This is a genomic window from Flavobacterium plurextorum (assembly GCF_024638035.1).
Taxonomy (GTDB): Bacteria; Bacteroidota; Bacteroidia; order Flavobacteriales; family Flavobacteriaceae; genus Flavobacterium; species Flavobacterium plurextorum.
The window spans coordinates 4,362,395-4,386,879 of sequence record NZ_CP100442.1 but is presented as its reverse complement, the minus strand read 5'-3'; the positions used below and the strand labels follow the sequence as shown (position 1 = coordinate 4,386,879).

The 24,485-nt window shown below is 31.7% G+C and carries 18 protein-coding genes; 9 read left to right on the top strand and 9 right to left on the bottom strand.

From position 1 onward, the window contains the following. Positions 1-371 precede the first annotated feature (371 nt). From NLG42_RS19065 to NLG42_RS19050, 4 genes are all read right to left on the bottom strand, one after another. Positions 372-4,568: an SMEK domain-containing protein gene (locus NLG42_RS19065; RefSeq protein ID WP_257681926.1), complete on the bottom strand. Its 4,197-nt coding sequence runs from the start codon at positions 4,566-4,568 to the stop codon at positions 372-374. Positions 4,569-4,773: 205 nt separating this feature from the next. Then, entirely contained in the window at positions 4,774-5,862 is a 1,089-nt protein-coding gene (locus NLG42_RS19060; protein WP_257681925.1) for an efflux RND transporter periplasmic adaptor subunit, read from the bottom strand. 100 nt (positions 5,863-5,962) lie between these two features. Next, positions 5,963-9,253, bottom strand: a complete 3,291-nt coding sequence (locus NLG42_RS19055) for an efflux RND transporter permease subunit (RefSeq protein WP_099718784.1) — start codon at positions 9,251-9,253, stop codon at positions 5,963-5,965. Between the two features lie 12 nt (positions 9,254-9,265). Next, positions 9,266-10,651, bottom strand: coding sequence for a TolC family protein (locus NLG42_RS19050; protein WP_089058554.1), 1,386 nt, complete (start codon positions 10,649-10,651; stop codon positions 9,266-9,268). Positions 10,652-10,813: 162 nt separating this feature from the next. Here NLG42_RS19050 and NLG42_RS19045 point away from each other — a divergent pair, with 162 nt between their 5' ends. From NLG42_RS19045 to NLG42_RS19035, 3 genes are all read left to right on the top strand, one after another. Then, a complete protein-coding gene (locus NLG42_RS19045) occupies positions 10,814-11,851 on the top strand; it encodes a sensor histidine kinase (RefSeq protein ID WP_089058555.1) in 1,038 nt (345 codons plus the stop codon). Continuing rightward, entirely contained in the window at positions 11,851-12,549 is a 699-nt protein-coding gene (locus NLG42_RS19040; RefSeq protein WP_257681924.1) for a LytR/AlgR family response regulator transcription factor, read from the top strand. Before NLG42_RS19045 ends, NLG42_RS19040 begins: the two co-directional genes overlap by 1 nt. 92 nt (positions 12,550-12,641) lie before the next feature. Then, positions 12,642-13,115: a PepSY-like domain-containing protein gene (locus tag NLG42_RS19035; RefSeq protein WP_257681923.1), complete on the top strand. Its 474-nt coding sequence runs from the start codon at positions 12,642-12,644 to the stop codon at positions 13,113-13,115. 130 nt (positions 13,116-13,245) lie between these two features. Here the strand turns inward: NLG42_RS19035 and NLG42_RS19030 are convergent, their stop codons facing one another. From NLG42_RS19030 to NLG42_RS19010, 5 genes are all read right to left on the bottom strand, one after another. Beyond that, positions 13,246-14,010 carry an SDR family oxidoreductase gene (locus NLG42_RS19030; protein WP_257681922.1) on the bottom strand — a complete coding sequence of 255 codons (765 nt, stop codon included), beginning with the start codon at positions 14,008-14,010 and terminating at the stop codon, positions 13,246-13,248. Between the two features lie 157 nt (positions 14,011-14,167). Then, positions 14,168-15,091, bottom strand: coding sequence for a helix-turn-helix domain-containing protein (locus tag NLG42_RS19025; protein WP_099718776.1), 924 nt, complete (start codon positions 15,089-15,091; stop codon positions 14,168-14,170). A 221-nt stretch (positions 15,092-15,312) separates the two neighbouring features. Further along, a complete protein-coding gene (locus NLG42_RS19020) occupies positions 15,313-15,873 on the bottom strand; it encodes a 2'-5' RNA ligase family protein (RefSeq protein WP_257681921.1) in 561 nt (186 codons plus the stop codon). Positions 15,874-15,897: 24 nt separating this feature from the next. Continuing rightward, positions 15,898-16,212 (bottom strand): hypothetical protein, encoded by a 315-nt coding sequence (locus tag NLG42_RS19015; protein ID WP_089058561.1) that lies wholly within the window; start codon positions 16,210-16,212, stop codon positions 15,898-15,900. A gap of 431 nt (positions 16,213-16,643) precedes the next feature. Next, positions 16,644-17,540, bottom strand: a complete 897-nt coding sequence (locus tag NLG42_RS19010; RefSeq protein ID WP_257681920.1) for an alpha/beta hydrolase — start codon at positions 17,538-17,540, stop codon at positions 16,644-16,646. Between the two features lie 445 nt (positions 17,541-17,985). Between NLG42_RS19010 and NLG42_RS19005 the strand changes: the two genes are divergently transcribed. The 6 genes from NLG42_RS19005 to NLG42_RS18980 all read left to right on the top strand — a co-directional run bounded on the left by NLG42_RS19005 (position 17,986) and on the right by NLG42_RS18980 (position 24,378). Beyond that, on the top strand, positions 17,986-19,455 hold the full coding sequence (locus tag NLG42_RS19005; RefSeq protein ID WP_089058563.1) for an MFS transporter: 1,470 nt from the start codon (positions 17,986-17,988) through the stop codon (positions 19,453-19,455). Between the two features lie 99 nt (positions 19,456-19,554). Continuing rightward, a complete protein-coding gene (kduI, locus tag NLG42_RS19000; protein ID WP_257681919.1) occupies positions 19,555-20,394 on the top strand; it encodes a 5-dehydro-4-deoxy-D-glucuronate isomerase in 840 nt (279 codons plus the stop codon). Between the two features lie 4 nt (positions 20,395-20,398). After that, complete coding sequence (locus NLG42_RS18995) at positions 20,399-21,190, top strand: gluconate 5-dehydrogenase (protein ID WP_089058565.1); 792 nt, start codon at positions 20,399-20,401, stop codon at positions 21,188-21,190. A 24-nt stretch (positions 21,191-21,214) separates the two neighbouring features. Next, positions 21,215-22,618: a glucuronate isomerase gene (uxaC, locus tag NLG42_RS18990; RefSeq protein ID WP_257681918.1), complete on the top strand. Its 1,404-nt coding sequence runs from the start codon at positions 21,215-21,217 to the stop codon at positions 22,616-22,618. A gap of 57 nt (positions 22,619-22,675) precedes the next feature. Then, complete coding sequence (locus tag NLG42_RS18985; protein ID WP_257681917.1) at positions 22,676-23,698, top strand: sugar kinase; 1,023 nt, start codon at positions 22,676-22,678, stop codon at positions 23,696-23,698. A gap of 11 nt (positions 23,699-23,709) precedes the next feature. Beyond that, the gene (locus tag NLG42_RS18980; protein ID WP_089058568.1) at positions 23,710-24,378 is read left to right on the top strand and encodes a bifunctional 4-hydroxy-2-oxoglutarate aldolase/2-dehydro-3-deoxy-phosphogluconate aldolase; all 669 of its coding nucleotides are present in this window, start codon (positions 23,710-23,712) and stop codon (positions 24,376-24,378) included. The last annotated feature ends 107 nt before the right edge of the window (positions 24,379-24,485 follow it).

Sequence of the window (24,485 nt, the reverse complement as noted above, 5' to 3'; positions counted from 1 at the left end):
TAGTTGCAATTAAGAAATTAAAAAAATGATTGACTTTGTGATTTGTGGAGGAGAATTGTATTTTAATTTTTGTTGTAATTCAATGGCTTGATAATCTGTAAATTGGTTTTTAGAATTTAGGGAATGATAATTATTGGTTCAATGGATTTGGTGGAGATTTTGAATCCTTATTTGAGTGAGGAGTAGAGTTATAAAATGGAAAAACCTCGATTTTTTTAAGGTCGAGGTTTTAGTTCTTAGAGAGATAATGTGTTCATTACTTTGCGGGCACGGATTGCAAATCCGCGCTATCGGGATTATTTAATTCTATAAGTTGTTTGTGTACGTGAGTAAAAATTCACTCTCGCCAGATAATTAGTAAATTAAAAGAATTAATTTTCTAAATCTGTAACAATTTTTAAGACACTTTTTAAAGAATAATTAATTTTATAATAAGAAAAATAAGTACTTTTTATTGTTGACAAATAAGTTTCTAAAAATTCAATATTAGGCGTTATTCCTTTTTCTTTTTTTATTAGTGCGTTAATTTCTTTCAAGATCTTAGAATAATTGTTTTTATCTTTTATTATTAATTGTTCAAAATACTTAAACATGATAGGTACAGGATTATGAAACTCATCAAAATCATATTCATAAGACAATTTAATAATATCAATGGCCGCTTGGATCTCTTCATTTTTATAATCCATAATTTTTAAATCTCTAAATCTGAATTTTACTGATGTTTTATTTTCTTTAATACTTTTTAAAGTTTTTGAAAGTAATTCTAAGCTTTTATCTGAATTGTTCTTTATTAATAATGAACAAATTTCCAATTTATCTATTTCGCTACAATTCTCAAAGAAATAATATAATTTTTCCTCTACCAATTTAGAAAAATTACCGTTCTCAATCAATACATTTATAGCTTTCCAAAATGAATTGCTTATTTCAGTAGGAAAATTGTCTTTTAAAAATTCTATGTTTTTTGTTTTAGAGAAGTACAATAATAGTGAGTTGATTCCACCAATTTCATTTTTTATATCATTTAATATAAATTTTATATTTTCTTCAATTAATGGATAGTTTTCTGTGAAATTATTTTTTACCGAAAAATCTATATGAAAATTTAATATAGGGAAGTATGAAATTTTTGATTTCAAATTTTCCTCAATTCTTTCTGCAACCAAGTTCATATCATTAATTTCTTCTACTATAGTCTCAAAATATTCATCTTCTGAGCCATTAATATCTATAAAAGATAATAAATCTAAAGTTGTTTTTTTATCAAAGCTAATTCCGAGTTTTTGTTTATGTTTTAAAATTCTAGCGCATTCGGTATTATAATTAAAATTATTACCACTTACGTTAAAAATTCCATTTTTAAAATCAACTCCTTTGCTTTTGAAAAGTGTCCAATCTATTAAATATCTAGCTTGTTTATTTGTTAATTGATAACCAAATTTATTTAGTTGTTCAAAAATAAACTCAACTATATCTTCTTCAAAGTTTTTTTTAAAATATTTTTCAATTTCATTTTTTGTTAAAGATGTATTATTTATTTGTTTTAAAAAGCTGATAATTATGTTGTTATGGTAGAAATTTCCAATGTACCAATCTGGATTTTCTATAAAAGGGAATTCTATCGTGTCAGCATTTTTAAAAAAACTTAAAATTTCCATTTTAAATTTATCAATATCAAATAAAGTATTAAATTTTTCTTTTTGAAATTGTTCAACTTCTTCCTGTGTCATTTCATGATCCGCAGGCTGTATTTTATATCCTTTCTTATTAAGTTTATTTTCAATTATTGAAGATGTGTTATTATCTAATTTTTTAACTAAGAAATACAGTTTTTTTACAGAATCAAATTCGATCTTTCCATTTTCAAGAGCTATTATAATTTCTGGAAATGATTTTTTTGTTATAAGTTTTGCGATTTGATTTGATGGATGATATAAATGCTGTTTAAAAATTTCTTTTTCATTAATTAAATTTTTTAAAATTTCTCTTTCACATTGCAATGTTTCTGTAATAAATATTGCAATATTGAAATGAGACATCATTTCTAACCAATGATAATACCAATTATCTTTTAAAAAATAAGACATTGAAAAAATTTCAATTAGTCTACTAATAATTATTTTATTAGTTTTTTTTAAATTGATAATTTCTTTTAGATTATCAATTAATCCAGTATATATATTTTCCGTATGAAAATTGCTAAAGTCTTTGTAATTATAAATAATGTTTTGCAATGCCTCTACTAGTAAGTCTGGACTTTTTATTTTAAAAAAAAGCTTATCCAAATTGTAACCTTCATCCATTAAAGAAATATCACTTCTTCCATCAATTTTTCCTTTGTTTAAATAAGTTAAAAATTTTAATCCATCAAACATAAAATTCAGATAATCTTCTTGTAAATTAGAAACATATATAAATCTATATATGCTAGAACGAATATATTCATTGTTTTTTTTGAAATTTATTTCTGATTTTACACATAAATCTATTAATTTTTTTCTTTCCTCTGTAGTGTAAAAAGATACATAATTAGAAAAACAATAATAACTTTCCCAGATTAAATGCTCATTTGTTGTATTTTTAATTTCCTCGTAAAGTGTTGAAAATATTATGTCAGCTCTTCCTTTTGTTGAAGTAAATTTTTGTAATAATGAAATCGCTTTTATTTTTGTTCGTATATTTATTGATTTTATTTTTTCAATTAAAAAACTAAAATTCTCATCAGTATTACCGAACTTTGCAAATCTGTCGTTATCATACTTTTGTTGATCAATCCAAATGTCTTTATCTTCATAGGTGTTAAAAATTTTTTGAAAAATTTGAGATTTTTCGCTATCTAATAATCCAAAGTCTTCTGAATTTATTAAAACATATTGATGATTTGATAAAATCAATTTTGAGAAATCAGAATTTGGGCCTTTTATTTGAACAAGCATTTTTATTGAATTGAACCATTGATTAGGTATTTCAATTTCATCTTGATCTATAGTGAAAAGTTCAAATATTTTATTTGTGTCTACATTTTGGAGGAAATATGCAACAAGTAAATCCTCATAAAATTTATTATTATTATTAAATTCCCAAGTTTCATTAACTTTTTCAAAGTATAATAGTTTTTCTTTTTGGAGAACTTTATATAATGATTCATCGAAGTTTATCATTTTACCTAATTCTCGATTTGGAATTTTCTTATTATCAATTAGAGTAGATATAAACGATAATTTTTCTATAAATATTCTCGCTTTTAAGGCAAGCATATTGCTACTTTTACAGTTTTTTAAAATATCCTCATTTATTCTTTTATTATGAATAAAATTCATTGAATTTTCAAGCTTATTATTTTTTTTAAAATATTCAGATGCTTGAAATAGATTAAATGGAATTTCAAATGTGCTTTTTAGTTTTGCATAATTACTATCGCTACTTATTTGTTTATAAATGCCTTTATTATTTAGATATTCTATAATTTGATCTTCAGTCAATTTTAAAAAATCAAAATATACGAAACTTTTTTGATCATTAAATTGGACATCTTCAATTGTATTTAAACCATATCTACTGCTAATTATACATTTAACATTTTTGTAAGTTTTTAAGTAATTAAAAATGTTTTGTTCTATACTAGTTTGTTCGACAGTATCATTTATTTCATCTAAACCATCTAAAATTAATAATGGATTTTTTCTTTTATGAAAATATTTAATGATTTCATCCTTTAAATCTACTTTAGAATTAATCTCTTTTAAGTTTAAAAAAAATGGAGTAATATTATTTATATCAAGAATTGCTTTTTCAAATGTTTTAAATGAAAAAGAATTTAATGAATATGATTTTCCCATGCCTGGACTAGATTTTAAAAACACATATTGCAAATCATCACTAAATAATTCTTCAAAATTTAACTCTTCATTTGTTTTAAGGTTAATTATTTTTCTATTAATTGCTTTTTCATCTTCAATTAAATAATTACTTTTTATAAAATTTTTTATTTCACTTTTTTTTAATTTCGTATTTGTAAAGTTGATTCCTTTTAAAGAGTTTTCTAAGCTTTCTTTTATCTCAATTAATTCACTTAGAGAAAGACCGTTACTGTATTCATTTCTCAATAATTTAACAATGTCGTAGACGTCAATTACTTGTTCATTTTTATTAAAAACAATATTTGTATTTGTTCCTATTTTTTCATCTATTTTATTTTGATTATATGATGAACTTTTTCTTTTTAAAATAAAATGATATAATTTTTTATAATCTTTGTATTCATCGATATTTAAAGCAAGTTTGCCAATTGTGTCATAAAGTTTTTGTGGCTTATTATCTGAAGTTACTTGAATTATAATTTTTTTTTCTGAAGAAGAATCAAATAGATCTACAGCAGTAGCATTTGGATTAGAATAATTTAGATTTTTAAAATTACATTTGAAAATTTTATTAAAGGCTGTTATAAAAATGTCTTCACATATATCATTAATATAATGATCATTAGAACGATTTTTTTGTTCTATTATATTTATTAAATCTTTATTAATACTTGTGATTTCATCTAAAATATTTTCTAATTCCATATAAATTATTTTAAGTAAATATATGAAAATACAAGTATTTACTCTACTTGTAATTGATAAGATAAAAATTTTAAAAGGATCAATAAATAAAAAAAGACAGTCCCTCCAATTAAAGAAGAACTGCCCTTTAGACAAATTTTTAATTTTACATTCCTAAGAATACGTACAGTTTTTAGTAATCACTAAAATGAAGACAAAACGCAGGTTATTCGTTTATTGTGTCACCTTCTTTAGTTTCTTCGCTGGCAATTTTTACCAGTTTATCTTTTGGATTCAAATCGCCAAATATTTCGATTTTATCGTCAATTTCTCTTCCTTTTTTTACGTTAACTCTTGTCGCTTTATGATTAAGGACTTTGATTACAAAAACTCCTTCGGCAGCATTTACCACTGCTGATTTTGGAACTACAAATGTGCTGTCTTTTGCATTTAATGGCAGTAAAACTTCGGCAACCATTCCGGGTAATAAATTTCCTTTTGTGTTGTGAACGTCCATTTCTACACGTTCAGAACGTAATTTTAAATCTAAGGCACCAGACATTCTTGTGATTTTAGCGGTAAAAGTATCAGGCAGAGACTTTACATTAAAACTCATTTCCTCGCCATTGTGCAAATATCCTGTATATAATTCTGGAACAGAAACTGCCAAACGCAATTTACTTTGTTCCTGAATCGTTAATAATGGTAAATCTGAACCTTTTCCTGCCGGCCCGACAAATGTTCCTAAATTGACATTTCTAGCTGCTACAACACCATCAAAAGGAGCACGAATTTCAAGATATCCTCTCATAATTGCGACTTCTTTATGCGCCGCAATTGCCGCTTGTAATTGTGCATAATCAGAGTTCTTTTTTCCGCTTGCCATTTCAAGATCGTTTTTAGAAATCGTTCCTTCCACTTTGCTTGTTTCGTACAAACGATTGTAGGTGCTTTTGCTCGTAGCATAAATCGCTTCCATCGATTTTAATCGCGATTCGGCTGCAGCCAATTGCGAACTGATTTCTGGCGCTTCAAGAACAATTAAAAGCTGTCCTTTTGTAACTTTCGAACCAATATCAACTTTTAGTGTTTTTACAAAACTGCTCACTTTTGCATATAAATCTACTTGCTGAAAGCCTGTTAATTCAGCAGGTAAACGCAGTTGAGTCGTCAGTTTTTCTTTATCTAAAAGAAAGGTTTCTGTTTTAGGTTCAATTTCTGCCGTAACAGTTTCTTCTTTCTTTGAATTACAGCTGTTCAGGAATAATAATGCTGCAAAAAACAGCGCGGTTGGTTGTAGTATTTTAGTCTTCATTTTATGATTTTGTATAAAAGATGATATAATGTCTTATTTAATAAATAAGCGAAAAGGATAAAAGTGTCTGAAGTGTTTTCGCCACGTAGGACTTTCAGCTTTATGATTTTCCAACTTTCGACTTATTTAATGATGAGATATAATGGATGCTTTCTTCGTCTTCTGGATCTAAAGAAACAGATTGTGTTGATGCTTTTTCTTGTGCCCAAGCAAATATTTGCGGCAGAATTAATAGTACGGCAAAAGTCGAAAATAATAAACCGCCAATAACTGCTCGTCCTAACGGAGAAACCTGATCGCCTCCTTCGCCGTGACCAATTGCCATTGGTAACATTCCCGCAATCATCGCAACTGATGTCATAATAATTGGACGAAGACGCAGTGCAGCAGCTTCACGCGCAGATTCTAATGCGTTGCCGTTTATTTTTCGTAATTGTTCTGCATTGGTAACCAATAAAACAGCATTTGCAATCGAAACTCCTACAGACATAATAATTCCCATATAAGACTGTAAATTTAAAGTTGATCCAGTTAATGTCAGCATAATTAAAGCTCCCAAAACTACCGCCGGAACTGTTGTTAAAATAACCAGCGATACTTTGAATGACTGGAAATTAGCGGCCAACATTAAGAAGATTACAAAAATGGCAACCAATAATCCTACTTGCAAACTGCTTAATGTTTCCTCCAATACTTTACTTAAACCAATAGGATTGATGAACAAACCACGAGGCAGTTCTCCTAAAGATTTAATTGTTGCAGAAACATCTTTTGCAGCCGTCCCCAAATCGGTCTGATTGATGTTTGCTGTAACCGTAATGTATGGCATAGCCCCTAAATTGTCATTTTCACCGCTTACAAATCCGGGTGTAATTTTGGCAACGTCACTTAAAACAGGACGAAGCGAATTTTTCAATAACGGAATTTCTCCCATATCCGTTTTACTTTTCATTTGATTCAATGGCACTTGAACCTGAACGTTGTATGATAATCCGGCTCTTTCATCAACCCACATATTTTTTTCGGTATATCGAGATGATGAAGTCGAAGCAACAAGCGAACGTGAAATATCATTCATATCAACTCCAAGTTCAGCAGCACGCGTTCTGTCAATATCAATGTTCATTGCTGGATAATGAATAGGCTGACCAATTTGAACGTCTCTGAAATACGAAATCGCTTTTAGTTTATCGACAATTTGATTGGCGTATAATTCATTTCGTTTTTTGTCTTTTCCTGCAATTCTAATTTCAATTGGAGTAGGAGAACCTTGGCTTAATACTTTATCTGTTAATTCGATTGGTTCAAAAGAAACTTTAGTGTCTGGCAATACTTTTTTAAGTCGTGCTCTAAAGTCATCTTTAAAATCATCCATATCAACATGATAATCCTTTAAACTCACTTGAAAAACGGCTTCATGCGAGCCTGCCATGAATAAATAAATTGGATTGATAGAGAATAATGATGGATGCTGTCCTACATACACAGAAGAGATTCCGATATGCTCTGGTCCAACCATTTTTTTCAATTCTTTTAAAACAATTACGGCTTGTTCCTCAGTTCGTTCTAAACGCGTTCCGTCTGGAGCACGAAGTCTCAATTGAAACTGACTTGAATTTACTTTTGGGAAAACATCTTTTCCAATAAAAGTTAGTAACACAACAGCTAAAACTGTCGCAGAAACCAAATAGACAATACTCGTAGCTTTTTTATGAACAAACAATCGATCTAAAGTTCTCATAAAACGCATTCTAAAACGTTCAAAAGCACTTATTTTTCCGTCTTGGTTTGTATCTTCTCTTTCAACCATTACTTTTTTCTGGCTGATTAAGTCTTTTTCAGATTCTGGTGTTAAACCGCAAGCATTAAATTCGGCTTCATCATCTGTAATCTCTGGTGTGTGCTCATGTTTTGGATGTGCTTTCATTAACCAGTTTGCCATTACAGGAACAAATGTTTGCGATAATAAAAAGGAAATTACCATCGAGAATCCAATTGCTAAAGCCAAAGGCAAGAATAAAGCTCCTGGAATACCAACCATTGTAAATGCTGGCGCAAAAACGGCAAGAATACAAAGCAAGATCAATAATTTTGGTAATGCAATTTCTTGACACGCATCCCAAATGGCAAGTGCTTTTGGTTTTCCCATATCGAGATGCTGGTGAATGTTTTCAATTGTAACCGTACTTTCATCCACCAAAATTCCAATTGCCAGCGCCAATCCGCTTAAAGACATTAAGTTGATAGTTTGTCCGAACAGTTTCAAGAATAAAACTCCCGAAATAATCGAAATAGGAATGGTTAGGATTACAATTAATGCGGCACGTTTATCTCCAAGGAATAATAAAACCATTAAACCAGTTAAAACAGCTCCAATAATCCCTTCAGTAATTAAACTTTTCACGGAATTGATTACATAAACAGACTGATCAAATTCATAAGATAATTTTACATCTTCAGGTAATGTACTTTGAATTTTAGGCAGTTCGGCTTTTAATTTCTGAACGACATCCCAAGTCGAAGCATCTCCCGCTTTTGCAATACTAATATAAACAGAACGTTTTCCGTTTACTAATGCATAACCTTGGGTAATATCGGCACCATCTTTTACGGTTGCGACATCGCCTAATTTTAAGTTTTGAACGCTTCCTTTAAATAACGGAATGTTTTCAAAGTCTTTAACTTCTTTAATTGTATTGTTAGTTGGTGTAATATAGTTTTTATCACCCATTCTCACGTTTCCAGAAGGAGCCGTTTGGTTGTTTACGCGAATCGCTTCTACAATTTGGTCGGGCGTCATATTGTGCGAACGCAATAGATCTGGATCAACGTTTACCTCAATTGTTCTTGGGCTTCCGCCGAAAGGTGCCGGCGATAATAAACCAGGAATCGAAGTAAATGAAGCACGAACATAAACGTTGGCTAAATCTTGTAATTCATTATTAGAACGTATTTTACTGCTCAAAACCAATTGACCAATTGGCAGAGAAGAAGCATCAAATCGAATAATAAACGGAGGTTGTGTTCCAGGCGGAAATGCTGCTTGAATCCTGTTCGAAAGTGAACTTAATTCGGCTGCAGCCTGCGCCATATTTGTGTTTTCATAATAGGTTAATTTCATAATCATTAACCCTTGAATATTTTTGGTTTCTACTGATTTTACGCCATTGGCAAAAGGCAGAATGTTGACATAAGTCTTAGCAAAATAAGCTTCCATCTGGTCTGGAGTATAACCTCCAAATGGATGCGCAATATAAATAACCGGCAAATTCATTTTTGGCAGAATATCTACCTTAATGTCTTTGATGGCACCAATTCCGAAGAAAAATAGACCCGCAACCAATACTAATATGGAGATGGGTTTGCGGAGTGCAAAACGTATTAAATTCATTAGGATCTATAATTAAAATTCATTTATAAATAAGTCAAAATTGCCTGTTGCAGCCACTTTCAATAAATACGACTGCCATACATTATTATTGACAATATCACGATCGATTTCGGCACGGTTTAAAGTGTAAATTGTTTGAGTCAAATCTGTTAAATCCGTTAAACCATTTTTGTATAAAGTCGATTTTTGAATGTAAGCTCTTTTTGCCGCGTCGACCTGAATTGGAGCTTCGATATAATTATCCATGGTAATTTTGATCTTATCTTCGGCAAATGTCAATTGCGATTTCAATTCTCGATCTGCCTGATTATATTCTTCCTGTAAAGCTTGCGAAACAAATTTTTGAGCGCTCACTTGTTTACTGGATCTGAAAGGAGTAGTTAAATTCCATGTAATTCCAATTCCAACCAAATAATTGCTTCGATCCGGATTTACACCATCCCAATAATTCCTGCTAAAAGCATGTTGATCTGTTGCATAACTATTATCAAATCCTGAAGCTCTGGTTTGTAAAACACCAAAAGCACTCATAGTTGGGTAATAAAAACGTTTGTATAATTTTACCTGCTGATTGCTGTAATCGATTTTGGTTTTATAAAATTGCAATAAAGGATGAAGACTGTCTGTTGCAGTATTTTCTTTTACAAGTTCTCTCGGAATTTGAGTTACAAAAAGGGTATCTGCAGCAAAATCCTGAGGAGCAACGCCCATTAAATCGACCAATTTATTGTTCTGTTCTTTCACGAAATTCTTTGCAAGATTCAAAGCGATTTTTGCTTTCGAAACTTCGGCTGTTGCCAATGTTGAATCTACGCCTGCTAATAATCCGTTTTTAACCCTTGCAACAGCTGTTTTTTTGAAAACCTCTGCACGGCTTAAATTCTTTTGCTGAGAAATCAATAATCTTTGGCTTGCCAATAAATTTAAGTAAGCAGCAGAAATTTTGATTTCCTGCTGGAATTTCTCCTGCTCTAAATCTTTTTCTTTGGCCTGAACATCAATTTTAGACAAATTGATTTTTTCCTGTGTTTTTCCAAAAGTGAAAAAATCCCAGTTCATGTTGACCAAATAAAGTGCTCCAAATGCCGAATTCCAGTTTTGTTGAGGAAGCGGAAGTCCAGATGAAGCAACTCCAAGTCCTCCAAAACCATAAAGAGGTCCGTTTTGACCGTTTACAGTTCCGTAATCTTGTTGAGCCGATAAATTCAAGTTAGGCAGATAATCACGACGAGATTGTTTTAAAGTCTCTTTTGAAGCATTCGTGTAATTGTTTTTTGCTCGAATCGAACCGTAGTTTTCAAGCCCTGTTTTTATTGCTTCTTTTAAAGACAAGGTTTGAGAGTAACCGATTGAGGCAAAAATCAAGAAAAATAATAAAGTAATTTTTTTGAAATACATAAACTCAAGTGTGAAATTATAGAACAAATTTATTTACCTTGAACTGATAAAAGTCAGGTTAAGTGATGTACTGCAATTATAAATGACAAATTCAATTGGTCATTTTTACGAAATAATAATTAAAATTTTGTCCGTACTTTGTATTCTATTTAAGTTTCAAAAATGAACGAGAAGTTTGACAGTATAGTGGATAATAAATGGTGGCAGGAAATTGCCGTCGTCGCATTTTCTTTTACGATCTATACGCTAAAAAACGATTGGATGTTGTTTAGTTCTATGGCATCTATTTTAATGGGCATTTTTTTCTACCTGATTCTTTATCTGCACGCCCAGTTTAATCGTTTTTTTCTTCTTCCAATATTATTCAAAACCCGTCGACCAGTTACCTATATTTTATTAACGCTTTTTGGAGTTGTCGTTTTCTCAATTGTTTTATACGAGATTACAACCTTAGAGATGTTTAATAAATGCCGCTTGTATCAAAATTCGCATCAACGAAGTTATGTTTATCAACTCGCAAGCGTTTTGGGAACATTAGTTTGTATTTTGAGTCCGATTATTGTTTTCAAATTTTATAGAATTCATAAAAGAAGAACAGACGAAGCGCTGCTTTTTAATCAAATGCAGTTGAATTCTTTGAAAGGACAATTGAACCCGCATTTCTTGTTTAATACATTCAATACGCTTTACGGAATTAGTCTGGAGTTTCCAGATAGAACGCCGGATTTAATCATGAAAGTTTCGCAGTTAATGCGCTATCAGTTAGAAAGTAACAGCAAACAATGTGTGTCTTTAGAAGATGAACTGGAATTTATAAACAGTTATGTTCAGCTAGAAAAAGAACGTGTAGGTTATCGATGTGATGTTACCTATGATTGCAAAATTGATAACGAAAATGCCTATAAAATCTCACCAATGCTTTTAATTGCATTTATCGAAAATGCATTTAAACATGGTACGTGTGCAATTGAAAAGTGTTTCGTAAGGATTTTTATTACCGTCGAAAAAGGAGATCTGCATCTGCATGTTGTAAATTCTATTCCAACGAAGAAAACAGATGTTGTTTCAACGAAAATTGGTTTAAAAAACACAATTGAAAGACTGAATTTGATTTATGGTAAAAACTATAAACTTGATATTCAAGAAGAAAAGAATACTTATATAGTCGATTTGAAACTGCAGCTGAAAAAGTTTGTATAATGAAAGATCCAAAAAAATGTATAATTGTTGATGATGAGCCGGCAGCACATTATGTTTTGGCGAATTATATTAAGCAGAATCCACAGTTAGAATTGGTTTTTCAAGGTTATAATGGTATTGAAGCAATGGATTTTCTTAGGGAAAATAAGGTCGATTTGATGTTTCTAGATATTAATATGCCCGAAATTTCAGGAATGGAACTGTTGAAGATAATTCCAAATCATCCTAAAACTATTTTAACCACCGCTTATTCTGAATTTGCGTTGGAAAGTTATGATTATGGAGTAATTGATTATTTGCTGAAGCCTATTTATTTTCCAAGATTTCTAAAAGCTGTTGAACGCTTTTTCTCTACAGAAAATATAAAAGGAAAAGAAGAAGAGATTGTCATTGATATTTTAAATGTAAAAGTTGACGGTTATTTTATTGATATTGAATTGGATCAGCTTTTGTTTGCGCAAAGTTTTGGAAACTACGTAAAACTGCATACTCAAAAGCGAACGTATTTAGCTTCAATTACAACAACGGAACTTGAAAAATGCCTGCCGGAAAAGAATTTTATACGAATACACAAATCCTATATTGTCGCTTTGGATAAAGTTGACAGCACCGAAAAAGATTTTGTGATGATTAAGAATGAAAGACTTCCAATTGGCATTACCTATAAGAGAGAACTTTCAGATCGTTTAAAAAAGTAAAAAATTGTTAATAATATTTTGTTTAAAGTTTATTAAAAAGTAGTAATTTTAATACGTTAGATTATGGTTTTTTAATTTGAAACTGAGGAATTATGAAAAATATTTTGCTTGTAATGCTCTTTTTGTACAGTGGTCTATTAATTGGTCAGAACGGAATATCTGAAAATAAGATTGTAACTCCGCCAGAAAAAGTGCTGTTTAATTTTCAAAAAGAATATCCAAATAAGGAAGCAGTCTGGTCACTAAATTATGTTGGAGATGATGATGATGAGATTAGATACGAAGCAAAATTTAATACAGACAAGAGTATTAAAGTTCTTGCGGTTTATGATAATTTAGGAATATTGAAAGCATTTGAACAGCAAATTCCGTTAAGTCAATTGCCGGTTAAGGCACAAAATTATTTGAAGAAAAATTATTCTCCAAAAGCAATAAAAGAAATTGCAGTAGTTGTTGACGATAAGAATATAACGACTTATGAAGTTGGAATAGAAAAAGACGGGAAATTTTATGATCTTGTTTTTGATAAAAATGGAGGTTTTGATGTCAGCATCGAAAAAAATTAAAATGTTTACTTACTAATTCAATTATATTTAGAACGACAAACCCGATAAGATTTTAAAGCTTATCGGGTTTTGTTTTTTATTAATTAAAAGAGGAAACTGTTTTATAATTTATTTAGAATTATGAGCTAAACTACAAATTCATACCACCAGAAACCTCAATTCGCTGTGCGTTTACCCAGCGTGCATCTTCGGTACATAAAAAAGCAACTACGCCGCCAATATCGTCTGGAAGACCAACTCTTCCTAATGCCGTTACTCCTGCTATATTTTTATTTAATTGCTCATTATCACGAACCGCACCGCCGCCAAAATCGGTTTCAATAGCACCGGGAGCAACCACATTTACTTTAATTTTTCTTTCGCCTAATTCTTTTGCCTGATACTTAGTTAAGGTTTCAACAGCACCTTTCATAGACGCATAAGCAGCATAACCTGGAAATGAAAAGCGGGTTAAACCAGTTGAAATATTTACGATTCCGCCGCCATCATTCATTACATTCAATGCTTTTTGAGTTAAGAAAAATGGACCTTTAAATTGAATATTTGTTAATTGATCAAATTCGGCTTCTGTTGTGGCAGTAAATGAATTGTGAATTCCAATTCCGGCATTGTTCACTAAAAAATCGAATTTATCCGTTTTAAAAGCGCTTTTTAAAGTAGTTTGTACTTCTTTAAAAAAAGAATCAAAAGTAGTAGTATCAGCCACGTTTAACTGAAGTGAAGCTGCTTTTTGACCTAAATTTTCGATTTCTTTTACAACCAAATCAGCTTCGTCTTTTTTGCTGTTATAAGTTATAATAACATCAATTCCTTTTTTTGCAATTGCAATTGCCATGTTTTTTCCTAAACCTCTGCTTCCGCCTGTAACCAGAGCTATTTTTGTTTGTATTGCCATTTTTATATTTGTTTTAAATTGATACTGCAAAGATAGGAGCGGGGCAGATTTGGAGAATTGCAAATATCAAAGCAATGTTTGCAAAATTCAAATCAAAGAATATAATTTCTATTTTTTCAAATCCCAAACCTGAAACCTGAAACCTGAAACAGAACAACTAACTTCTAAAAGCCAAAGGTGTTAAAGAAGTTTGTTTTTTAAAGAAATTAGAGAAATGAGCTAATTCTTCAAAACCAAGTGAATAGGCAATTTCAGATACATTCCAGTCTGTTTGTTTTAAAAGAACTTTTGCTTCATTTGTTAATCGCGTACTGATTAATTCAGTTGTGGTTTTTCCTGTATTTTCTTTTAAAACCTTATTTAAATGATTGACATGTACAGATAATCGTGCGGCAAAGTCTTTTGCTGTTCTCAATTCTAATCGCTGATGCGGAGATTCTATAGGGAATTGTCTCTCTAGTAATTCAGCAAATAAGGACGAAACTCGTGCGGCAGAATTGTGTTTAGAATAAAGCGCAGAAATGGGCTGTAATTTTTGACCAAAATGAATCAATTCAGCAACATAATTTCTGATTAAATCATATTTGTAGATATAATCAGAGTTTATTTCTTTTTGTATTTTGTTGAAAATCAATTCCGCTTCTGAAACTTCTTCATCTGAAAGTTGAAAAATAGGATAACCGTCTGAAGCAAAAATTGGAAGTTCATCAAGATCAATTCCGCTTTTATTTTTAGATAGAAACTCACTGGTAAAAACACAAAACTGTCCCGATTGATTAGTGTCTTGCGGAACGTAATTGTATGGAATTTTGGGTGTTGCAAATAACAATCCTTGCTTTTCGATTTCGATTATTTTATCAGCATATTCAGCTCTGTTTTTGCCTTTTATCAAGCTTATTTTGTAATAAGCTCTTCTGTCATAAGGCATAACCGATTTTCCTTGCAAACGATCTAAAAGCTCTTTAATGTCAAAAACATTAAAATGTCCAATCTCTTTTTGAATATCGTTAGGTAATAGTGAAGCAGGTTCAACAGCTGAACCTTCGGTAATATCCTGATAAAATGAATCTAGGGATTTCATATCGTGATGAATTGCGAAATTCAAATATACGAAAAATAAAAAGATTGGTTTTTGTTTGTTTCAAGTTTCAGGTTGTATTGTGATTATCTAAGCGCAATAACGATAGCTATCAGGAGCAATGTTTTTTCGAAAGGTTCGCAAAACATACACGCATTTTATGTAATTTCAAGGAACGCGAAATCACACGCGGGATTCAGTAAAGATTAAAAATTACGGAATAATTAAAATAAACTTCCTTGTACAAACTCAGGTTCTGGATTACCTCCAAAAGGAAAAGCATCAATTACAAAAAACTGTTTTACTTTGGGATCAAATTCTCTTAGAACAATTTCATTGCATACAAATTGAAGATCAATTTCTGTAAATAGTTCTGATGCAGTTTTAAGATTTTCGGGTGTTAATCTTCTTCCAATTGATAAATGCGGATTATCACTTTTCTTAAGATTTAAAGACTTTAGTGTTTCATGAATTTTTTTCATGATTGGCACAAGATTATTTTTTGAATCTTTGGTTACGCCAATAAAAAAAGCACCACTATTTGGGAAAGAATCAAAATGATCTAAAGATACTTTAAAAGGCGTAAAAGTATCAGAAATTTTAGAAAACTTTTGTTTGATTGAATCCAATTGAGATTCATCAATTTTGAATTCGCAAATCGTAATGTGCGCGTCAGAATTACAGCTGTTATACCATTCTATTTTACTTCTTAAAAAGTCTTTTAGCTTTTTAACGGGCTCAACTACTGATTTAGAATAAAATACAACTGAATAGGTTTTTTCCATTTTGAGGCTTTAAATTATACAAATTTATAGCTTTCCTTTTAAATGTAATCGATGGAGAATTTCAGATTTTAATAAACCGCTTCCGCCTCCAAAATGTTCAATTACTTCTACTTCAGGCTGTTTTTTTAAGCAAAAAGAAGTGAATTCTTTCTCGATGTGATTCTCGATTCCAGAGCTTAAAAGTACAATGTCGATTTTATGGTTTAAAAAGTATTCTTGTGCCTCTTTTTCATTGTTGAAAGCAATGGCATTCCAATTTTCATCCGCATTTACAAGGCGAAGTAAAATGGCTAGAATTTCTTCATTTTTACCTAAGAGTAAGAATTCAAGAGTTTTCATAATCTTTTATTTAAGTAACAAATTTACGAGTATTACGGCAATGCTAACTTAATCTAGGATAAGAAATCAGCATGTTTATTAACTTGTTGCAACATTTTTATTTAGAATTGAGGTTTATTTTTAAATACAACATTTTGAGATACAATGATCTAGGGTTTGTTAACATAAAAATAACGTAAAATATTACAAAAATGAGGAAAGCCGTAATAAAATCTAAAAAGACGGCAGTAGATTTGTGTTATAGAATTACTGAGATTATTTTTATTTTTCTATGATTAAACTGTTTTTGGAGAAACTTTTTAAAGGAAAATTAGACAATCCATTTACGTGGACTGCATTGTATAAATTTGCAATAATACAATAATGTATAATTTTCTTAAGGTTTTTAGATTTGGTTATTAAGTTAACCATATCTAAAAACCTTTTTTTATTTAAAGAAGTCCGTTGCTTTTAAGCCATTCTTCGCAATCTTTAGTCCAATATTTACTAGTGTCTTTTACACCTAATCCAAAACCATGTCCTCCTTTTTCATATAAATGTAACTCTGCTGCAACATTATTTTTTTTGAGTGCTAAGTAATAATTAATGCTGTTTTCTGGCAAAACTGCCATGTCATCTGTAGCGTGAATTAAAAAAGCTGGCGGTGTTTGAGGTGTGATTTTTTTATCATTAGAGAAAGCATCTATAAGAGCCTGTGTTGGGTTGTTTCCTAGTAAATTGGTTTGTGAACCTTTGTGAGTTATTTGATTTTCCATTGAAATTACTGGATAAATAAGAAGTGAAAAATCAGGGCGCGCACTTGTTTTAAAAGAGGATTCATAAACTTTATCGTCATAATGCGTAGATAAGGTTGAAGCCAAATGTCCTCCAGCAGAAAAGCCCATTATTCCAATTTTTTTCGGATCAATATTCCATTTAGCTGCATTTTGTCGTACGTAACGCATGGCTTCCTGCGCATCTTGAAGCGGACCTATATATTTATTTTTCATTACTAGATCGCTCGGAAGACGATACTTTAGTACAAAAGCTGTAATTCCTAAACTGTTGAGCCAAGCTGCAACTTTGGTTCCTTCCTTGTCAATTGCTAAATGTGAGTAACCGCCGCCGGGAAGAATAATTACAGCGGTATGATCAGGATTGCTCACAGCAGGAAAAAAAGCAGTAAGAGTAGGTGTTGATACTTGACTTGTACTTTGAATAATTCCGTTTTTAAAATCTGGTTTTTCTTTGTAATCGGAAGCTTTTATTTCATCTGGAATTTGCTGCCAAAGATTTACAGTTTGATTTTGTGCCGATGCTGAGGCTAAGTTTCCAAGTATTAAAATCATAAAAAATGCAGCTTTTTTGAAGTATTGTTTTTTTGTGCTTTTCACTGTAAATAAAGTTGTTTAGGATTAATTTTAAGAGAACAGACAGATTAGGAATGTTAAATTTCATCAAAACTTAAATAATTAAAACCAAAATTGAAACATTCTGTTTTTTAGCGGACAATTTTGATGTCGGAAACAGATTATTTTTGCATGTTCGCAATTAACAAATATATTGTTTAATATTTAATTTAGTAGTCATTTTTTTAAGCGATATGTTTATTTATGTGACAAATATAAATTTTTATATAATTTATTTGGAATATAAAGATTTAAAACTATATTTGTGCAATCGATTACATTATTTACGTTTGTTTGTTTTGGATTCTTGATTTTGATCTTTCGAATTTTACTTAATAGTGTGTTGATTTTCCAAAAAACTTTATAACTATAATAAGCCGTTACCATGAATCAAACCGATGCCGTTACCGTAAATCAAAACGTCAAATCCACAGGAAAATATCGTTGGAGCATATGTGCGCTGCTATTTTTCGCAACGACCATTAATTATTTAGATCGCCAAGTTCTATCGTTAACATGGAGCGATTTTATAGCTCCTGAATTTCACTGGACAAATAATGACTATGGAAATATTACTGCTTTGTTTTCTATATTTTATGCAGTTTCTCTTTTGTTTGCTGGGCGATTTGTAGATTGGCTTGATACAAAAAAAGGATTTCTTTGGGCAATAGGTATTTGGTCTGTAGGAGCTTGTTTACATGCTTTTTGCGGTATTGCTACTTCAGGAATAATAACTGGTAATTGGTTAGTAGGATTTCATGGTTCAAAAGAAATAATCAGTACAATAAATGATACTGCGCTGGTAATCAATGTGAGTGTTGCTTTATTTATTTTTGCGCGCTTTGTCTTAGCAGTTGGTGAGGCTGGAAATTTTCCAGCAGCGATTAAAACTACTGCAGAATATTTTCCTAAAAAAGACAGAGCATTTTCAACAAGTATTTTTAATGCAGGTGCAACTGTAGGTGCATTAGCAGCCCCAATTACTATTCCATTTATTGCAAAATCATTCGGTTGGGAAATGTCTTTTATTATCATCGGAGCCTTAGGATTTGTTTGGATGGGATTCTGGGTTTTTATGTATGATAAACCGGAAAGACACCCAAGAGTAAGTGCAGAGGAATTAGCTTATATTCAACAAGATGATATTGCAGACAGTAAATTAGAAGGTTACGTGCCGGAAACAACTTCAAAAGTTTCTTTTGTTGACTGCTTTAAATACAAGCAAACTTGGGCTTTTGCTTTTGGTAAATTTATGACAGATGGAGTTTGGTGGTTTTTCTTGTTCTGGACGCCGGCTTATTTGAGCTCTGTTTACGGAATGGATTCTACGGAAGCTGCGTTGCCATTATTTGTATTGTATATGATTACATTATTGTCAATTATTGGTGGATGGCTTCCAACTTATTTTGTCGAAAAGAAAGGGATGAATCCTTACGAAGGAAGAATGAGAGCAATGTTGATTTTTGCCTTTTTTCCTCTATTAGCTTTAATTGCACAGCCTTTAGGATATATCAGCTACTGGGTTCCGGTTGTGATTATTGGAATTGCAGGTGCAGCACATCAATCTTGGTCGGCTAATATTTTTACTACAGTTGGAGATATGTTTCCTAAAAAAGCGATTGCAACTATTACAGGAATTGGAGGTTTAGCAGGTGGAGTAGGATCGACTTTAATTAATAAAGGTTCAGGAGTTTTATTTGATCATGCTAAAGAAACAAATATGGTTTTTATGGGCTTTAAAGGTATTGAAGCTGGATATTTTATAATCTTTTCAATTTGTGCGGTTTGTTATTTAACAGGTTGGGTTGTGATGAAATCTCTTGTTCCAAAATACAGTCCAATTACAAACTTGTAAAAGATAATTTGTCTAAATAGTATAATTTTTTCAATTCAATTATGCTATTTCAATATAAAAAATTAATTTTGTGCAATCGATTACATTAAAATAAAAATTATGACAAAATATAGTTCAAGATACGCGTCAAGCCCTGAAGCTGTTAAAAAATATGATACACAACAATTGAGAGAAGAATTCTTAATTGATGATTTAATGCAGGAGGATGAAGTTGTATTGGTTTACTCTCACTACGACAGATACATTACAGGTTCTGCGGTTCCTGTAAAAGGTGATTTAGCTTTGGAAACAATCGATCCGCTTAAAGCGCCGTATTTTTTAGAAAGAAGAGAACTTGGAATTATTAATGTAGGCGGAAGCGGTTCTGTAGTTGTAGAAGGAACTTCTTATGAGTTAGGTTTTAAAGATGCTTTGTACATCGGAAGCGGGAATAAAGAAGTTATTTTTAAAAGTAACGACAGTAATAATCCAGCAAAATTTTACCTAAACTCTGCGCCGGCTCATACCACTTACCCAACGGTAAAAGTAAGTTTGGCAGAAGCTAATAAATTAGAATTAGGTACGATGGAAACGGCTAATCACCGTACAGTAAACCAAATGATTATTGGAAGCGTTGTAACAACCTGTCAATTGCAAATGGGTATGACGGAATTAAGACCAGGAAGTGTTTGGAACACAATGCCGGCACACGTACACGATCGCAGAATGGAAGTTTATTTCTACTTAGATATTCCGGAAAATCAAGCTGTTTGTCATTTTATGGGACAACCGCAAGAAACAAGACATATTTGGATGAACAATCATCAGGCAGTTATTTCTCCGCCTTGGTCGATTCACTCAGGTTCAGGAACCAGCAATTATACGTTTATCTGGGGAATGGCTGGTGAGAATTTAGATTATGGAGATATGGATGTTTGTAAAATTACGGACTTAAGATAAAATCATGACAAATCTATTTGATGTAACAGGAAAAGTTGCCTTAATTACAGGAAGTACTCACGGACTGGGAATGGCAATGGCAAAGGGATTAGGAAATGCCGGTGCAACAATTGTTGTTAATGGTAATTCGTCTCAACAAAAGATTGATGAAGCTGTAAAAGAGCTAAAAAATGAAGGTATTAATGCTTTTGGATACAGGTTTAATGTAACAGATGAAAAGGAAGTTATAGAAGCTGTAAAGAAAATCGAAAGTGAAGTTGGACCAATTGCTATTTTGATTAACAATGCTGGAATCATCAAAAGAATTCCATTGCTAGAAATGGAAGTTTCTGATTTTAGAGAAGTTATTGATATTGATTTGGTAAGTCCTTTTATTGTTTCTAAGCATGTTGCAAAAGGAATGATTGAGAGAAGACAAGGTAAAATAATCAACATTTGTTCGATGATGAGCGAATTAGGACGTAGTACAGTTTCGGCTTATGCGGCTGCAAAAGGAGGTTTGAAAATGTTGACCAAAAACATGGCAACAGAATGGGCAAAGTATAATGTGCAAATCAACGGAATTGGACCTGGTTATTTTGCAACAGAACAAACAAAACCAATTAGAGTTGACGGACATCCGTTTAACGATTTTATTATAAGCAGAACGCCGGCGGCAAAATGGGGAGATCCAGGTGACTTGGCAGGAGCTGCAATATTTTTATCATCGAAAGCAAGTGATTTTGTAAACGGACATATTTTATATGTTGATGGCGGAATTCTTGCCACAATTGGAAAACCTTCAAACGAAGATTAATTATCAAATTTTATTTAAAAAGACATGAGCAATCAGACATTCATAAACGATAATTTTTTATTAGAAAATAAATTTGCTGAAGAGTTATACCATAACTACTCAAAAAATCAGCCTATAATTGATTACCATAATCACCTAAATCCTCAGTTCATTGCCGAAGATAAAATTTTTGACAATATAACTCAGGTTTGGATTAACGGAGATCATTACAAATGGCGCGCAATGCGTACATTGGGAATCAATGAGCAGTTTGTAACTGGAAATGGTTCAGATAAAGATAAGTTCTTAAACTGGGCGAAAACAGTTCCGTATACTATGCGTAATCCTTTGTATCACTGGACGCATTTAGAATTAGCTCGTTATTTTGATATCTACGATTTGCTGAATGAAAAATCGGCAGAGAAAATTTATATCGAAACGACTGAGAAAATTAATTCGCAGGCTTACAGTACACAAAATCTGCTTAAAAAAGTAAACGCTGAATTAGTTTGTACCACAGAAGATCCAATTGATTCTTTAGAATTTCATCAGAAATTGGCAAAAAATCCAATTGGAACAAAGATGAGTACAGCTTTTAGACCAGATAAAGCGATCTTAATTTCTAATGATGGCTATAATGCATATCTAGACACATTAGGGGATGTGTCTGGAGTTGCAATTAATACTTATACTGATTTACAAACAGCATTAAGAAACAGAATTGAGTTCTTTAATGCAAACGGATGTAAATTGAGTGATCACGGTTTAGATCAAATTTATTTTGAAGAATTTACAGAATCTGAAATCAGTTCAATTTTCAAAAAGAAAAGAGAAAACAGAATCATAACTCCAGAAGAAGCTTTAAAATTCCAAAGTGCGGTTTTAGTATTTTTATCTGAAACGTATCATGAATTTGGATGGGTACAGCAGTTTCACTTAGGTGCATTACGTAACAATAATGCCCGTATGCACAGAATTTTAGGTCCTGATACTGGTTGGGATTCTATTGGAGATTATCCACAGGCACAAAAATTATCAAGCTTTTTAAATGCTTTAGACAGCAAAGATAAATTGACTAAAACAATTATCTACAACTTAAATCCTGCTGATAATGAAGTTATGGCAACGATGATTGGAAATTTCAATGACGGAAGCGTTCGTGGTAAAGTACAATTTGGTTCTGGATGGTGGTTTTTAGATCAAAAAGACGGAATGACTAAGCAGTTAAACGCGCTTTCAAATATGGGATTAATTAGCTGTTTTGTTGGAATGCTTACAGATTCAAGAAGTTTCTTGTCATTCCCAAGACACGAGTATTTCAGACGTATTTTATGTAATCTTTTAGGAGACGAAATTAAACGTGGAGAACTTCCAAATGATATGGAATGGATAGGAAAATTAGTTTCTGATATTTCATATAACAATGCTAAAGAATATTTTAAATTTTAATTAAAAATTTAACCGCAATCCCGATAGTTATAGGGAGTGGCAAAAAAAATATAAATAATGAGTAGAGTAGTTGCATTTGGAGAAATCATGCTGCGTTTATCGACAGAAAGACACTTACGTTTTTCGCAATCTACAGCATTTGGTGCTACTTATGGTGGTGGAGAATTTAATGTATGCGTTTCTTTGGCGAATTACGGTGTAAATGCTGAATTTGTAACCAGATTGCCTGAAAATGAAATTGGTTTTTCTGCATTAAAAGAAATCAGAAAAATGAACGTAGAGTCTAAAAACATTCTTTACGGAGGAGAACGTTTAGGAATATATTTTCTTGAAACAGGAGCAGGAACACGAGGAAGTAATGTAGTTTACGATCGTGCTCACAGTGCAATGTCGACTATTGAAAAAGGACAAATCGATTGGGAAAAAGTTCTTGAAGGTGCTGAATGGTTTCATTGGAGCGGCATTACGCCGGCAATTTCTCAAAGCGCTGCAGAAGCTTGTTTGGAAGCGATTAAAACGGCTCACAGACTTGGAATTAAAATTTCATGTGATTTAAATTATAGATCAAAACTTTGGCAGTACGGTAAAACACCAAGTGAGGTTATGCCTGAAATGCTGAAATATAGTAATGTTATTTTAGGAGATATCGATACAGCTTATTTTATGTTGGGAATTCCGAAAGTGAATCCGAATTACCAGGATGAAAAAACGCTTCCAGTTTTATATACAAAATTGTTTGAATTGATTCCGAATTTAAAAGTGGCGGCTACAACATTACGTTATTCTGTAAGTGCATCTCATCAAAGAATTGGTGGAATTTTGTTTGACGGAAAGGCGGTTTATCAAGCGGCTGTTAAAGAAGTTACGCCAGTTGTGGACAGAGTAGGAAGTGGTGATGCGTTTATGGGAGGATTGATTTACGGATTGTTAGAATATCAAAATAATAACCAGAGAGCATTAGATTTTGCAGTTGCTGCTTGTTGTTTAAAGCATACGATTGCAGGTGATTATAATTTGGTTACTTTAAAAGAAGTTGAAAATATGATTGATGGTGATGGTTCTGCATTAGTGTCAAGATAATTAAGAGAAATATGGCAAAATTTTCAAGAATAGAGGTTGCTCAGACGATGAAAGATAACGGAATGGTTCCTTTGTTTTTTCATTCTGACATTGAATTAAGTAAAAAAGTTTTAAAAGCATGTTATGATGGTGGTTCTAGATTAATGGAATTTACCAGCAGAGGTGATTTTGCTCATGAAGTTTTTGGAGCTTTAAATAAATATGCTTTAGCTGAACTTCCGGGAATGATTTTAGGAGTTGGCTCTATTACAGATGCTGCAGCAGCTTCATTGTACATGAGTTTAGGAGCAAATTTTATTGTTACACCAGTTTTTAGAGAAGATATAGCAATTGCCTGCAATCGTCGAAAAGTATTATGGTCTCCAGGTTGTGGTACACTAACGGAAATTGCAAGAGCGGAAGAATTAGGCTGTGAAATTGTAAAATTATTTCCGGCAGATACTTATGGTCCAGAGTTTATTAAAGCAATAAAAGGACCATGTCCGTGGACAAATATTATGCCTACAGGTGGCGTTTATCCAACTGTTGAAAGTTTAAGTTCATGGCTTAATGCAGGAGCAATTTGCGTAGGATTAGGATCGCAGCTGATCTCAAAAGATATATTAGAAAATAAAGATTTTGACGGTTTAACTGCAAAAGTTAGTCAGGTTCTTGATATTATAAAAAATATAAAAAAATAAATAAGGAGTAATCATGCCAATCCTTATTTAGATGCGTTTTTTTTAGATTTTAGAGATTGTAATTGAACATTACGCTTGCAAAATAATTTCTGTCACTCCTCACAGCG

Bases quoted from the DNA above. Each gene is read 5' to 3' on its own strand.
- NLG42_RS19065 (WP_257681926.1), bottom strand. From the start codon at position 4,568: ATGGAATTAGAAAATATTTTAGATGAAATCACAAGTATTAATAAAGAT.
- NLG42_RS19060 (WP_257681925.1), bottom strand. From the start codon at position 5,862: ATGAAGACTAAAATACTACAACCAACCGCGCTGTTTTTTGCAGCATTA.
- NLG42_RS19055 (WP_099718784.1), bottom strand. From the start codon at position 9,253: ATGAATTTAATACGTTTTGCACTCCGCAAACCCATCTCCATATTAGTA.
- NLG42_RS19050 (WP_089058554.1), bottom strand. From the start codon at position 10,651: ATGTATTTCAAAAAAATTACTTTATTATTTTTCTTGATTTTTGCCTCA.
- NLG42_RS19045 (WP_089058555.1), top strand. From the start codon at position 10,814: ATGAACGAGAAGTTTGACAGTATAGTGGATAATAAATGGTGGCAGGAA.
- NLG42_RS19040 (WP_257681924.1), top strand. From the start codon at position 11,851: ATGAAAGATCCAAAAAAATGTATAATTGTTGATGATGAGCCGGCAGCA.
- NLG42_RS19035 (WP_257681923.1), top strand. From the start codon at position 12,642: ATGAAAAATATTTTGCTTGTAATGCTCTTTTTGTACAGTGGTCTATTA.
- NLG42_RS19030 (WP_257681922.1), bottom strand. From the start codon at position 14,010: ATGGCAATACAAACAAAAATAGCTCTGGTTACAGGCGGAAGCAGAGGT.
- NLG42_RS19025 (WP_099718776.1), bottom strand. From the start codon at position 15,091: ATGAAATCCCTAGATTCATTTTATCAGGATATTACCGAAGGTTCAGCT.
- NLG42_RS19020 (WP_257681921.1), bottom strand. From the start codon at position 15,873: ATGGAAAAAACCTATTCAGTTGTATTTTATTCTAAATCAGTAGTTGAG.
- NLG42_RS19015 (WP_089058561.1), bottom strand. From the start codon at position 16,212: ATGAAAACTCTTGAATTCTTACTCTTAGGTAAAAATGAAGAAATTCTA.
- NLG42_RS19010 (WP_257681920.1), bottom strand. From the start codon at position 17,540: ATGATTTTAATACTTGGAAACTTAGCCTCAGCATCGGCACAAAATCAA.
- NLG42_RS19005 (WP_089058563.1), top strand. From the start codon at position 17,986: ATGAATCAAACCGATGCCGTTACCGTAAATCAAAACGTCAAATCCACA.
- kduI (WP_257681919.1), top strand. From the start codon at position 19,555: ATGACAAAATATAGTTCAAGATACGCGTCAAGCCCTGAAGCTGTTAAA.
- NLG42_RS18995 (WP_089058565.1), top strand. From the start codon at position 20,399: ATGACAAATCTATTTGATGTAACAGGAAAAGTTGCCTTAATTACAGGA.
- uxaC (WP_257681918.1), top strand. From the start codon at position 21,215: ATGAGCAATCAGACATTCATAAACGATAATTTTTTATTAGAAAATAAA.
- NLG42_RS18985 (WP_257681917.1), top strand. From the start codon at position 22,676: ATGAGTAGAGTAGTTGCATTTGGAGAAATCATGCTGCGTTTATCGACA.
- NLG42_RS18980 (WP_089058568.1), top strand. From the start codon at position 23,710: ATGGCAAAATTTTCAAGAATAGAGGTTGCTCAGACGATGAAAGATAAC.